This is a genomic window from Olleya sp. Hel_I_94 (genome assembly GCF_007827365.1).
GTDB lineage: Bacteria > Bacteroidota > Bacteroidia > Flavobacteriales > Flavobacteriaceae > Olleya.
On sequence record NZ_VISI01000002.1, the window covers coordinates 1,319,438 to 1,333,206 of the forward strand.

Consider the following 13,769-nt stretch of genomic DNA (forward strand, 5'->3'; position numbering starts at 1 on the left):
TAAGGGTCAACAAACCTATTTTAGCTTAAATTGCGATTTACTAAACGCCTCCCATTCCTTTGGTGATAGTACTGTAGCTGTTTTTAGTGTTTATAAAATTTAAAAAATATTTATTTACGCAAATCAGCAACTCTGTCATGTTTATGTAAATAACAAAAAATTAAGGTGTCAAAACTGCAAAATACCCATGTAACATTTTAGTAAATTGTAGGTCATAAAAAAAGCCCACAAGTTACTTTGTGAGCTTTTTAAATTATTAAATTAATTAGGATTAGTCTATGTAACCCATTTTACGCATCCAGTCGTCGTTAAACATTTTACCAACATAACGACTTCCATGATCATGGAATAATACCACTACAACATCGTCTTTAGTAAAGTGCTCTTTTAATTGTAACACACCTTTAATTGCTGCTCCTGCACTATTACCTAAAAACATACCTTCTTCTTTTGATAGTCTTTGTGTATATACTGCAGCATCTTTATCTGTTACTTTAGTAAACCCATCGATAATACTAAAGTCTACGTTTTTTGGAAGGATATCTTCTCCAATACCTTCTGTTACGTATGGGTAGATTTCGTTTTCGTCAAAAATCCCTGTTTCGTGGTACTTTTTAAATACCGATCCGTAGGTATCTATTCCCCAAATTTTAATATTTGGATTTTGTTCTTTTAAGTATTTACCAACTCCAGAGATTGTTCCTCCTGTACCTACACCAACAACAAAGTGCGTGATTTTACCATCTGTTTGTTCCCAAATTTCTGGTCCAGTACTTTGGTAATGTGCTTTGGCATTACTTGGATTATCATATTGGTTTACGTACCAACTGTTTTCTATTTCTGTGCTTAATCTTTTTGATACCGAGTAGTAAGATCTTGGATCCTCAGGCTCAACTGCTGTTGGGCAAACCACTACCTCTGCGCCTACTGCTTTTAAGATATCTACCTTTTCTTTACTTTGTTTATCTGCCATTACAAAAATACACTTGTATCCTTTTATAATTGCTGCTAGTGCTAATCCCATTCCTGTATTACCCGAAGTCCCTTCTATAATTGTTCCTCCTGGTTTAAGACGTCCATCTGCTTCTGCATCTTCTATCATTTGTAATGCCATACGGTCTTTAACGGAGTTTCCTGGGTTAAAGGTTTCGTATTTAGACAATACTAAACATGGTAACTCTGCTGTTAGTTTGTTTAGTTTTACTAATGGTGTATTACCGATGGTTTCTAAAATGTTATTTGCGTATTTCATTAAGGTATTTTATTTTTTTTATTGAAGAAAAAAGCGTCTAATTTATGATTAATCCTTTAAGCTAAAGCTTGAAATTAAGACGTGCTTGTTTCTAATTTAGATTTTGCAAAAGTACGTTAATTGTCTAAAATTGAAAGTTAAAACTACATTAATTTATTTTAAAACTGTCCTTAGCTTTGATTGCGTTAGCGGTAGAAACGACATCCTTTTTTGTGCGCGCTTATGCGCAAAAAAGATATAGTGGATGACGCGACCCTTGTGGTAACGCCCAAATTATTTAATCAAAACGGATGGCCTTTACTGGCGAAATTTTTGAAATAATATATGATGGGACTAACAGCATTAACAAACACAAAATAAAGGTACCAATGTTTAACGCTATTATGTAACCTATATTAATGTAAACTGGCACTGCAGAGACGTGATAGGTTTTTGGGTCTAATGGGAATAAACCGAAATATTTTTGTAATAATAGTAAACTTAATCCTATGACATTACCCCAAAATAGTCCTTTTAATATTAAATAGGCTGCGTTGTATAAAAATATTCTACGAATGCTATTGTTAGCACTTCCTAAGGCTTTTAAAATACCTATCATTTGGGTACGTTCTAAAATTAAGACTAGCAATGCTGTGATCATGTTAATACCTGCTACTAATATCATAATCCCGATGATGGCGTAAATGTTATTGTCAAAGATTTTAATCCACTCGAATATAAAGGGATATTCTTTATCAACCGTTTTAGCATTTAATGTAGAAGGCACCTCTTTAAAAATGGCATCTCCTGTGGCTTCTAAGGTATTATAATCGTCAATAAAAACCTCGAAACGCCCTACTTGGTCGTCCTCCCATTTGTTTAATCGTTGGATTTGTTTGATGTCACCAATCATATATAGTTGGTCCATCTCTTGCAAACCTGAATTGTAAACACCCACAATATTATAGGTAATCACACGTGGAGGTTTGGTGGTGTCCTCTCTTAAAAAATAGGTGTTTATACGATCGTTTAATTTTAATTGTAATCTATTAGCTAGGTATTGCGATATTAAAACATCTGTACTGATATCCTTTGTGTAGTCAGGTAAGCGACCGTCTATTAAAAATGTTTTAAAATATTGCCAGTCGTAGTCTGCGCCTACACCTTTTATAACAACATATTCAAAATCGTTTTCTAATCTAATAATTCCGGATTTAGTTGCAGTACCTTGTATATGTGTTACTTCTGGTACATTTTTAAATGTTGGATAAAAGTCTTGATTGGTAGAGATTGGTCTTATGCTTTCTTGCGAGTTGTTATTATCGTAATTTTGAATAATACTATGACCATTAAAAGCGATTACTTTTTCTCTGATTTTTTGTTGTAAACCAATACCTGTTGCAATAGCAATCATCATTACAATAATACCTAATGCAATTGCTACGATACCAATTTTTATTATTGGTGCCGATATGCTACTTTTATACGCTTTACTATCAATTATGCGTTTAGCTATAAAAAACTCGAAATTCAAACTAGATTATGCGATTTAATGTTTTCAAAAATACAGCTTTATTATTTGTTTTAATACTAATTTCTTGCGCTTCTAAAACGAAAAATAATATAAATGAAACTAATACTGTTTTGGCTAAAACCGAAACTACTTTAGACAACAGCACAACTAAGCCTATTATTGTTGGTGCCAACCAAACCGAAGCGTATTTACCTTTATTAAATGGGAAGCGTGTTGGTATAGTTGCTAATCAAACTAGCGTGATCTTTAAAAATACTTCCCTTAGTAAAACACCAACCTATGACAGTAATACCCATATTGTTGATACTTTACTAGACCTACGTGTTACTGTTAAAAAAGTATTTGCTCCAGAACATGGTTTTAGAGGCACTGCAGATGCTGGCGAAGTAGTTAAAGATGGTATTGATACAAAAACTAACTTACCAATAATATCATTATACGGAAATAATAAAAAACCTACCGTTGCACAATTACAAGATGTTGATGTTATAATTTTTGATATACAAGATGTTGGTGCACGTTTTTACACCTATATCTCGTCTTTACATTATGTCATGGAAGCTTGCGCTGAACAAAATAAAACCTTGATTGTTTTAGATAGACCAAATCCAAATGGACATTATATTGATGGTCCAATTTTAGAAAAAGAACATACTAGCTTTGTCGGTATGCATCCTGTACCTGTAGTGCATGGTTTGACTATTGGTGAATATGCACAAATGATTAATGGCGAAAATTGGCTAAACAATGGCGTAAAGTGTAATTTAAAAGTAATTACTATAAAAAATTACAATAGACAAATGGCTTATGACTTACCTATTAAACCGTCTCCAAACTTACCTAATGCTCAGGCTATAAACTTATACCCTAGTTTATGCTTTTTTGAAGGTACCAATGTAAGTGCTGGTCGTGGTACGGATTTGCAGTTCCAGATATATGGTTCGCCTTTTTTACCAAAAACAGATTATACTTTTACGCCTAAATCTAACGAAGGTGCTAAATACCCAAAGCATGAAAACAAAGTATGCCATGGTTATAATTTAAGTAATATTAAACAACAAAGTGGTTTAAACTTAAGCTACTTGATTAACGCTTACAACACTACATCCACTAAATCTGATTTTTTTATTGCTAATGGCTTTTTTACAAAACTTGCTGGTACTAAAAAACTGCAACAACAAATTGAAGCAGGTTGGAGTGAGGACAAAATAAAAGCCACTTGGACAAGTGGCTTGAATGATTTTATGGTTAAACGTAAACCTTATTTATTATATCAATAAAGATTAATCTTCGTAAGGCAAACCGTTAGGTCTTAAGTTTTCTTTTCTGTATTCTTCTCTGGTTTGCTTTTCTACAGATCCATCTTGTATGACAGAGATGTTATATTTGACTTCTTTTTTCTCATGCTTATTGTCTTCTGTCGCTACAGTTTGAACATTTGCAATACGTGCATCTGCTTCTTTTCTTTCAGCTTCAGCAATAGCTCTTAACTCTTCTCTTCTTTTTTCTGCTAATGCTCTCTCTTTTATGGCTTGTTTATTAGCTTCAATTTGTGCTAATTGTCTGTCTGCTTTCTCTCTTTCAGCTTTTGCTCTATTAGCTTCCGCTAAAGCGTGTTCTTGTTTAGATCTAGCTTCAGCTTCTTTTTTAATTAATTCTCTTTGCTCTTGCTCTTTTTGTTTCGCTTCAGCTAAAGCCTGATTTTTTCTAGCTGTATCTTCTGCTGCTCTTTTTATCAACGCTCTTTGTTCTCTTTCTTTAGCTTCAGCAGCTTCTTTTCTTTTATTTGCAACACTAGCTAAACGTGTGTCACTACTTGCATTGTGTCTAGGCTTGATATTTCTTTTACGTTGCTCGTCATTAGACAAACTGGCTCTTAAAACATCTTCTTCTAAATCTGCAATAGCATCTATTGGCTTAGTAATAGCACCAACTCTGTTTAAAGAAATTGGATATACAGCATCTTCGCGATAGGCAACAACAGTATATTGTCCTACTTCAAAATGGTGTAATGGAATTTTTGCTTCCTTACTATCTAGATCCATTAAAACAGACTCTTTTTGAGAATGATATAAAAAACTAAATCTATAGATAGATGAGCTACTTTTAAGAATAATAGTATCTCCTGTTCTGTTTAGTACATGAACAAGTCCTGCTTTGGTTGCATTTACATTTTCAACTATAGTTGTTTTAACTTGCGAAAATACCGAAGTACTTAGCATTAACATTAAGAATAGTAGGAATGTTATTTTTTGCCTACTCATAATATAAATTTTATATAGTTACGCTAAAAATCAGTTATAAGGGAGACCAAATGTATTATGAAATTGGGATATTACATACAAATCTGAACATAATTTATATATAATTAGCCGAACTACATAAAATAGTCGACGAATAGTTAATTTATCTGATTATCAATGATTTAAAGCTTTAACCGCTAATTAATTATGAGATTTTCAATAAATATACCAAGATTGTAAGTTTTTACTATTTTTTTAAAACAAAGTCAATAAACTTCTCAAAAAACACACATCGATTATGACTTGATTAAATAAAAAAATACCACGTATTAATATTTAATTCGTTTTTTCATCTCTTCAACTATATTAAAAGCAGCAGGACAAATAGCTACATTTTTTAAAGTCAAATTAGATATTTGCTGAAACTTTTTACGGTCAGTATGCGGAAACTCTGAACAGGCTTTTGGACGCACATTATATATTGAACAGTAGTTATCTGCTCCTAAAAAGGTACAAGGTACAGATTGTAATACATAGTCATTCTCTTCATCTAGACGTAAATAGTTATCTATAAATTGTTGTGGTTTTTGCTTAAAATGTTTAGCAATACGTTGGATATCTTTATCTGTAAATAATGGTCCAGTAGTTTTACAACAATTAGCACACGTTAAACAATCGGTCTTTTTAAACTCGTTATCATGCAACTCTTGCATTAAGTAATCTAATTGCTTTGGTGCTTTCTTTTTTAGCTTAGTAAAAAAGGTTTTATTTTCCTTATGCTTATCTTTGGCAAGCTTTGGAAGACCATTTAAAAATTGTTCCATAGTGCAAAAATAGTATTTTAAATGAAAGACCTTTTCGGAAAAGCATTATTAGATTACCAAAATGGTAATTATACAGAAGACTTAATAACGTCTACTAACATATCTGACGAAGATGAGTTACCACTTCCTTATCTTTTTAGGGATTATCAAGACATGCCAAAATTAGAACAAAAAGCTTTGCAACTATCTAAAGGACTGACATTAGATGTAGGATGTGGCTCTGGAAGTCATAGTTTATACTTGCAAGACCAAGGACTAAATGTTAAAGCTATTGACATCTCAAAAGGTGCTGTTGAAGTGAGTCATGCTAGAGGTGTCAAACAGGTTGCACACCTTGCGCTTTTAGATGAGACTGAAACTTTTGATACAATTCTATTATTAATGAATGGTACTGGTATTTTTGAAACCTTAAATCAGGTATCCACGTATCTATCGCATTTAAAATCATTATTAAATACAGGTGGTCAAGTTTTAATAGACTCTAGTGACATAAAATATATGTATTTAGATGAAGATGGTGGAATTTGGCAAGATATGAATGCTAATTATTATGGCGAATTAGATTATTATTTAAGTTATAAAGGAGAAGTTGAATTACCAATGAAGTGGTTATATTTAGATTTTAAGTTACTACAACAAGCCTGTGAAACTTCTGGTTTAAAATGCGAAATGCTCGCTGAAGGCGAGCATTATGACTATTTAGCAAAGCTATTTATTTAGATATCGTATCCTTTTTCTGATAATTTTGCTATCATACTTTTGTATAAATCACCACTCCACATTACAGAAATATCACTCATTGAGGCGTTCATGGAGTCTTGAGAACTTACGATTTTTTGACCAGTATCGCTTTGATAAAATTCTTTTAAAATTATTTTATCGCCTTCTGTTAAGGCTTCAGGCTTAAACATATTTTTACCTGCTTTTGTTTTATATAGCGCATTCATATTTTTTACATCATCATGAGTAAAATGAGCTTTGTAAGCAGATACTATCATTACAGCTAAATCATCCATTGCATCAGGTTTAACTTTTTTTAGATCTTTCCATACAGCTGCTGGTACGTCCTGAGACTTAAATTGTTCTTCTAACATTGTAAACATTTGGTCTATAACCCCTTCATAATAAGTTATTGTTCCGTTGCTTTGTATGCACGTTTTAACATCTTTACTATACTGATCATTTTGAGCAATACTTACTGTACCTATTGCTAAAAAGCACACAAATGCGATAATTTTTTTCATTTTAAAATTGTTTAAGTTATTATAAAATAGCAACTACTGTGCCACTCCATTAATGTACGTTTGATTTACCTTGATATTAGGGATTTCTTTCTCTTCGATAGTCATTATATTGTTATCTAAGATAATAAAATCCGCAAATTTACCAGCTTCAATACTCCCTTTTTCTTTCTCTTCAAAATTAGCATACGCTGCCCAAATAGTCATTCCTTTTAAAGTTTCTTCTCTAGTAAGACCATTATCCTTATTAAATCCTCCTGCTGGATATTGGTTTAGATCCTGTCTTGAGACAGCTGCATAAAAGGTTAAAAACGGACTTACTTGCTCTACTGGAAAGTCTGTCCCTAAGGCTAATCTTCCGCTTTTTTCTAGTAAGGTTTTATAGGCATAAGCACCTTTAATACGGTCTTTTCCTAAACGGTCTTCTGCCCAATACATATCACTTGTTGCATGTGTTGGTTGTATGGAAGGTACGATGTTTTCGTTTTTAAAATAGTCAAAATCATTATCTGTGATAATTTGAGCGTGCTCTACTCTCCAACGTCTGTTAGTTAGATCTTTTAATGTTTTTTGATAAGTCTGTAAAACAAATCTGTTAGCTGAGTCTCCAATAGCATGAGTATTCATTTGGTATCCTGCTTTTGCTATTTGGTCAGCTAAAGTAATAAAAGCATCAGTACCAATAACTAAAGCACCAAAATGATCATGTTGGTCTGAATATTCTTGTTTTAAAGCTGCTCCTCTAGAGCCTAAAGCTCCATCTGCATAGACTTTTACAGATTGCACATTTAATCTGTCGGTCTTAATTTTTCCTTTTGATAGGTAATACTCTAAATTTTCTTTTTTATTGCTAATCATAGCATACATACGCATATCTAATGCTCCTGCTTGTTGTAGACTATCAATTAATTGAATGACTTGTTTGTCCAAACCAGCATCAGACACGGTTGTTAAACCTAAATCTGTGCATATTTTATGTGCTTCAAGCAAAGCATCAATTTGTTGTTGTTTTGTCGGTTCCGGAAAAATAGCCTCAACCAACTCCATTGGATTGTCAATTAATACTCCTGTAAGTTTGCCATCTTTCTTTAAAATTTCGCCTCCTTCAATTTTTGTATTAATATCTATTTTAGCTAAATCTAAAGCTGCTTGATTACATAACATAGCATGACCATCTATTCTAGTTAGAGCCACAGGTGTATCTGGATATAATTTATCCAATAATGCTTTATTTGGGTAAGTTTTGTCGTCCCAATCATTTTGATCCCAACCTCTACCAATAATAAAATTAGATGGTCGGTTATTATGAAAATCGATAACACGTTTCATTACCTCATCAAAACTTTTAGTATCCCTAAGATTTACTTGTAATTGGTTTAAACCTAAACCGTAAAAGTGACAATGTGCATCGATAAATCCAGGCAAAATGGTTTGTCCTTTAGCATCAATTGTATTGGTAGCTTTGTATTTTTTATTAATATCATTAGTTGCACCAACTGCTACAAATTTACCATCTTTAATGGCAAACGCTTCTGTAGTGTTAAAATCTGCATCAACAGTATAAACCGTTCCGTTGGTAATGATAGTATCGACTTCAATTTTATCTGAAGCACAGGAAACTATAATTAAGAATAATAATAAAACTTTTGTGATTCTCATTTTTAATATTTTTTGTAAATATAAACATAAAAAAAAAGCCTCAAATAGAGGCTTTTAATTTAAAATATTAGGGAGTTCAAAACCTATAAGTGAATTATTTAATTTTACTGAAAATCAAATTTATACGTTGCTCCTGCTAGAAACTGTATACCTTGAACAGGTGTGTTTTGCCATTTAGTATACTCCTCTCCTACAATATTATTAGCTTTAGCAAATACTGAAAAACGGTCATTTATATGATAGCCTACATGTGCATTAGCATCAAAATAACTATCTAAGGTTACAATACCTGAGTTTGGACTAATCAAGTTAGGAATGTTAAATTGATCTTTACGCTCACCTACATAAAATAGATTAGCTCCTGCAAACCATTGATCGGTTATTTGATAATCTAAAAAGACAGATGCTGTTAAATCTGGTAGATTCCAAGCTTCCATTTGGTTAGTAACATCATACGAAAAATACTCACCTTTAATACCTAAAGTAAAGTTACGGTTTATGTCTACATTTAATTCTCCAGCAACACTAAAAGTAGTCACATCATCATACACTAAACCAAACGAGTTACCGTAAGTGTAAGGCTCTAAGTTTGTTGTAATATCATTGTTTGTATAAAGTGCTTTGTTTTTTTCTGAATAATAATTTCCGCTAACCGAGTAACTCATTGTATTAGACAGCTTACCTTTTATTCCTGCAAATGCCTTATACTGTTGGTCTGTTGGTGCTATAAATAGATTTGGTGAGACAAATGGATTTTCTTGAGCAAAATCATAATACGAATTTTGATTTAATCCTCCTGTTACACCTCCAAAAGCAATTAAAACCTCATCCACCAACCTGTAACTTGCTGCTATATTTGGATAGATAAAAAACTTACTTTTACTTGCTTCAGTATCATTTAAATACACAGCCTTAACACCTAAATCTACAGTTAAGTCGTCTTGTTTTAATTGAAAAGTTGGTGCTAAACCAATCTGAAAGTTACCATAGTTAATCTGATTAGGATCTGCATAAGCCTTATCAAAACTACCACCAATGTAATCCATAAACACTTCAATATCTACATCGTTATCCTGAATATTAATTGTACCAATTGCGTTAGCTTTAAATCTATTTTCTCCTGATCCAAAATTATCTCCAAAGCGTCTATATAAAATACTTCCTGAAGATACTATAGCGTCTTCAAAAGTAATATCTCCTCCAACATAGCCATTAATAAAACTATGACCAACATCTAAGCTATCTGCTGTTGCTTGATTAAATAATGGCTGTTGTAAACCATACCAATTATACGTTTGGTATTGAAAACCACCTAAAGCAGTCCAGCTATAATCACGATCTTTTTTAGTATATGTTAAATTAAGCTTTGAATCTGAAAATCCGTTATCTGTCAATACATTTTCTATATCACCTTGTGACGAGTGATGTCCTACATATGCACTAAAAATCTGATCTCGACCTATGGCATGATTAAGATACGCTTCTCCAACTATTGTGGTATACGTACCAACGCCTAAAGTTGCATAGTTATCGTATAACTTAACTTTTTTTGCTTTATCTACAACTGCTGCTTTTCCTTTTGCAGGCGTAAAAGTAGAAGCTACGGGAAATGAAAAAATATTATACTTTACTTCTTTTTTAGTTGCAGTCTCAGTATCGTCTAATGTTGGTGTTTCTTTAACTTTAAAAGCGTCAGAAATACTAGGCGTATACGGTTTAACAACATCTATTACTCCTGTTTGAATGGTATCGCCTTCTCTTTCTTGTGCAAAAGCGAAGACAGTGATTAATAGTGATGCTATCGTTAAAATGATTTGCTTTTTTGTACTAAACATAATTTATATTTATGAATTACGATTGTGTCGATTGCTGTTATTAGTCTTCAGATATAACTGAAGAGTTTGTTTTAGCTTCTTCTGTTTTAATTTTATTCAATTCGGTTTGTGCTTCTGTTTTAACATCTTCAAAATTGCTAAAGTTTTTGATAACACTTTCTAGAATGTATGTCGCTTGAAAGGCGTCACCTAAGGCATAAAAATTCTTAGCCATTACCACTAAACCTTTAGCTCCATAATATTTATAACCGGAATAATCTTTAGCTAAACGTTGTGTCACTTGGTTAGACTCTGCGTATAAACCATCTTTGTTTTTAAAATATGCGTTATAGTATAGTGCTTCTGCTGCAGTTTCACCAGTTGCAAACGTTTCGACTTGTGCATAAGCTGTTCTTGCTTTAGCAGCATCGTTAGTTTTAATTGCCGAACGTGCAATAATAACATGAGCATCACTTCTAATTTTGTTATCTAAATTACCATTACCTAGCACTTTTTCCGCGTAAGCGACCGCTTGATTATAGTTATTTAATTGATAATTAGATTGCATTAAATTAGACTGAGCAAATAAACTGTTTTGCGGAAAGTTTGCTTCTGCCTCTAAGCGTTTTAAGGTTGGTATTGCTGCATTCCAATCTTTTTTATCTAACTGAATTTGAGATAAGCGCAATAAGGCTTCTTCTGAAAATTCGCTTTGAGATTTACTGACTACATAAGCATAATGTGGCTCTGCATTAGATTTTAAATCTTTTTTAAAGTACAATTGTGCTAAATAAAAATGAGCTTGAGTAGCATGTAATCCATTAGAAAACTGATTTAAATACCCATTAAATTGCTTTATGGCATCATTTACGTTTTCGTCTAAATATTGTTTTTCTGCTGCTTGATACGTTGCGTTGTCTAAATCTGCGTCTGTAACCTCTACAAAATCTAAAGTTCTAACCCAAGCTGCATACTCATCCACTTTACCTAAATCTATATAAATTAGTCTAGCTGTTGCTACCGCTTGATTAGCTTCTGGTGTACTTGGATAGTCCTTGGCAACGGACTTAAAGGTTGATAATGCTTGTTGGTTTTGACTCGCGTTATAATAGACTAAACCTTGACGTAACTGAGCCTTGCTTGTAAAAGGACTTGTACTATATTCTTTTTTTAACTGACTATAAATTGCAATTGCTTTAGCATCTTTACCTGCTTTTACGTAGCTATTACCTAAAGCATACATAGCATCATCACGTAATTTTGATGTTGGGTATTTTGCAATAAATTGTTCTAATTGATTTGTTTGATCACCTTCTTGACCAATGTAACCGTAGCTCATCGCTTTTTGAAAATACGCATAGTCATTTTCAATTTTACCTACTTGCATCGCTTTTTCATAAGCTGTTATAGCTTCAGTATAACGACTAGACACAAAATAACCATCTGCTAAACGTAAATACGCATCGTTTAACCTAACTTTATCCGATTGATTTTTCTGAATAAATTGATTAAAAAACACTGTTGATTGATCGTAGTTTTTTTGCTTAAAATACGTGTAAGCTATATTATAATCTAAATTTTCAAATTCCTTTGTTGACGAAGCTTCACCTTGTTGTTTAAATTGTTTAAATCCAATTAAGGCATCTTCGTAGTTGGTTAGATTATAATCTGTTTCGGCTTTCCAAAATGTTGCTCTTGCAGTAAATTTTTGATTTTGTTGTTCTTTCAAAGATTTATCAAAAAGGGTTTCTGCCTCTTGGTATTTACTTTCGTTATACAATTCTAAACCTCTATAAAACGCTACTTTTTGTAACGCAACTTTACTTTCAAAACTATTTTTATTTTTCAATAACTCTAAAGCTTCCTTGTAGTTTTTAGAGGTAATGTACGAGTCTATTAATAATACCTCTACCTCATCTTTATATTGTGTGTCTGGATATTTATCTAAATAACCTGTTAGTATTTGAGGTACCGATTGATAAGCGTTACCAATTTCGTAACTTATTTTAGCGTAGTTTAACCAGGCGTCTTCTTGGATTTTTAAATCGTAATCCATTTGAGAGGCGTTTCTAAAAGCATTTAACGCTTCTTGTTTTTTGCCTACATTAACATAGCTTTCTCCTAAATGATAGTAAGCATTTTGAGCTACGCTATTATCTGCACTTACAATTTTGTTAAATTCTGAAATGGCTTTATCATAATCCTTTTGCTTGTAGTAAGCGTAACCTAATTGGTAATAATCTGTATTACTCCATTTTCCTTTTTTACCTTTATATTGGGTTAGGTATGGAATAGCTTCGTCATATTTTTTTAAGTTGAAATAACTTTCACCTATAATTTTATTTAATTCTGAAACTTCGTCTCTATCACTAGTTTCTAGTTTAGATTTAGCAAGGTCTATTGCTTTATCAAATTTTCCTAATTTAAAGTTTAAATCAGCCTGATAGTAACTTAGTTTTTCTTTATATTTTTCTTCTTGACCAACTTGCTCAAAATACTTATTAGCTCCATCATAATCATCACCTTCATAGGACATAAAACCTAAATAATATTTAGCCTGAGAACCATATTTTTGAGAGGTCTCTACACGTGTTAAATACTTTTTAGCATCTTTATAGTTTTTAGTTGTAAATGAAGCATAACCATTATTAAAGTTATAAGATTCCTTATCTGCTTTGGACAGTCCATTCTCGTCTACTTTTGCATACCACTTTTGAGCATAGGCGTATTTACCATTAGCAAAGTAATATTCTGCAACATCTAAAAATGCTGTATTTTTTTTTGTACTGGTTGGATAATCTTCTACAAAACGCTCCATTAAAACGTCTGCATTTTGCTGATTTAATCTTATGGCTGCATTTGCAATATAAAACGCGCAATTGCTTTTTACGTTTTGGTCATTGGTCTCTTTTTTAATCTGACTAAACAAATTTTGAGAAGCTAAATATTGCTGACTGTTATAAAGCTGTAACGCTTTTTGATAATCGCCTAGACTATTGGTATAAACTGCAGTTTCTTGTCCAAGTAACTGGAAACAAAAGACTATGGTAATGAAAAATGTAAGCTGTTTTTTTACTAACATTGATACTATTTTTAAATTCAAAATCAAAGATAAATTAATCTATATCTCTAACGATAGATTTAACTAATAATTATAAACCGATTTATATATTATCAAAAAAAGGTAGATTTAATTATTCTATATTTACAGTCTTATTTAAAA

The 13,769-nt window shown here is 32.2% G+C and carries 10 protein-coding genes; 2 read left to right on the forward strand and 8 right to left on the reverse strand.

Annotation, left to right across the window (positions count from 1 at the left end; translation table 11 throughout):
* Positions 1-271: 271 nt before the first annotated feature.
* Positions 272-1,252 carry a PLP-dependent cysteine synthase family protein gene (locus tag JM82_RS09120; protein ID WP_145002575.1) on the reverse strand — a complete coding sequence of 327 codons (981 nt, stop codon included), beginning with the start codon at positions 1,250-1,252 and terminating at the stop codon, positions 272-274.
* Positions 1,253-1,529: 277 nt separating this feature from the next.
* A complete protein-coding gene (locus tag JM82_RS09125; RefSeq protein WP_145002579.1) occupies positions 1,530-2,765 on the reverse strand; it encodes an ABC transporter permease in 1,236 nt (411 codons plus the stop codon).
* An 8-nt stretch (positions 2,766-2,773) separates the two neighbouring features.
* Between JM82_RS09125 and JM82_RS09130 the strand changes: the two genes are divergently transcribed.
* On the forward strand, positions 2,774-4,045 hold the full coding sequence (locus JM82_RS09130) for an exo-beta-N-acetylmuramidase NamZ domain-containing protein (RefSeq protein ID WP_145002582.1): 1,272 nt from the start codon (positions 2,774-2,776) through the stop codon (positions 4,043-4,045).
* Between the two features lie 3 nt (positions 4,046-4,048).
* Here the strand turns inward: JM82_RS09130 and JM82_RS09135 are convergent, their stop codons facing one another.
* Positions 4,049-5,029, reverse strand: a complete 981-nt coding sequence (locus JM82_RS09135; RefSeq protein WP_145002585.1) for a hypothetical protein — start codon at positions 5,027-5,029, stop codon at positions 4,049-4,051.
* Positions 5,030-5,337: 308 nt separating this feature from the next.
* A complete protein-coding gene (locus JM82_RS09140) occupies positions 5,338-5,832 on the reverse strand; it encodes a YkgJ family cysteine cluster protein (protein WP_099569844.1) in 495 nt (164 codons plus the stop codon).
* A 21-nt stretch (positions 5,833-5,853) separates the two neighbouring features.
* Between JM82_RS09140 and JM82_RS09145 the strand changes: the two genes are divergently transcribed.
* The gene (locus tag JM82_RS09145) at positions 5,854-6,552 is read left to right on the forward strand and encodes a class I SAM-dependent methyltransferase (protein WP_145002588.1); all 699 of its coding nucleotides are present in this window, start codon (positions 5,854-5,856) and stop codon (positions 6,550-6,552) included.
* Here the strand turns inward: JM82_RS09145 and JM82_RS09150 are convergent.
* The 4 genes from JM82_RS09150 to JM82_RS09165 form a co-directional block, all read right to left on the reverse strand.
* The gene (locus JM82_RS09150) at positions 6,549-7,076 is read right to left on the reverse strand and encodes a DUF2059 domain-containing protein (RefSeq protein ID WP_145002591.1); all 528 of its coding nucleotides are present in this window, start codon (positions 7,074-7,076) and stop codon (positions 6,549-6,551) included. The genes JM82_RS09145 and JM82_RS09150 overlap by 4 nt on opposite strands.
* Before the next feature lie 33 nt (positions 7,077-7,109).
* Positions 7,110-8,732, reverse strand: coding sequence for an amidohydrolase (locus JM82_RS09155; RefSeq protein WP_145002594.1), 1,623 nt, complete (start codon positions 8,730-8,732; stop codon positions 7,110-7,112).
* Positions 8,733-8,836: 104 nt separating this feature from the next.
* The gene (locus JM82_RS09160; RefSeq protein ID WP_145002597.1) at positions 8,837-10,567 is read right to left on the reverse strand and encodes a TonB-dependent receptor; all 1,731 of its coding nucleotides are present in this window, start codon (positions 10,565-10,567) and stop codon (positions 8,837-8,839) included.
* A 40-nt stretch (positions 10,568-10,607) separates the two neighbouring features.
* Entirely contained in the window at positions 10,608-13,628 is a 3,021-nt protein-coding gene (locus JM82_RS09165; protein WP_145002601.1) for a tetratricopeptide repeat protein, read from the reverse strand.
* Positions 13,629-13,769 lie beyond the last annotated feature (141 nt).

Coding starts and splice junctions, on each gene's coding strand:
- JM82_RS09155 (WP_145002594.1), bottom strand. CDS start 8,732: ATGAGAATCACAAAAGTTTTATTATTATTCTTAATTATAGTTTCCTGT.
- JM82_RS09135 (WP_145002585.1), bottom strand. CDS start 5,029: ATGAGTAGGCAAAAAATAACATTCCTACTATTCTTAATGTTAATGCTA.
- JM82_RS09165 (WP_145002601.1), bottom strand. CDS start 13,628: ATGTTAGTAAAAAAACAGCTTACATTTTTCATTACCATAGTCTTTTGT.
- JM82_RS09160 (WP_145002597.1), bottom strand. CDS start 10,567: ATGTTTAGTACAAAAAAGCAAATCATTTTAACGATAGCATCACTATTA.
- JM82_RS09140 (WP_099569844.1), bottom strand. CDS start 5,832: ATGGAACAATTTTTAAATGGTCTTCCAAAGCTTGCCAAAGATAAGCAT.
- JM82_RS09130 (WP_145002582.1), top strand. CDS start 2,774: ATGCGATTTAATGTTTTCAAAAATACAGCTTTATTATTTGTTTTAATA.
- JM82_RS09120 (WP_145002575.1), bottom strand. CDS start 1,252: ATGAAATACGCAAATAACATTTTAGAAACCATCGGTAATACACCATTA.
- JM82_RS09150 (WP_145002591.1), bottom strand. CDS start 7,076: ATGAAAAAAATTATCGCATTTGTGTGCTTTTTAGCAATAGGTACAGTA.
- JM82_RS09145 (WP_145002588.1), top strand. CDS start 5,854: ATGAAAGACCTTTTCGGAAAAGCATTATTAGATTACCAAAATGGTAAT.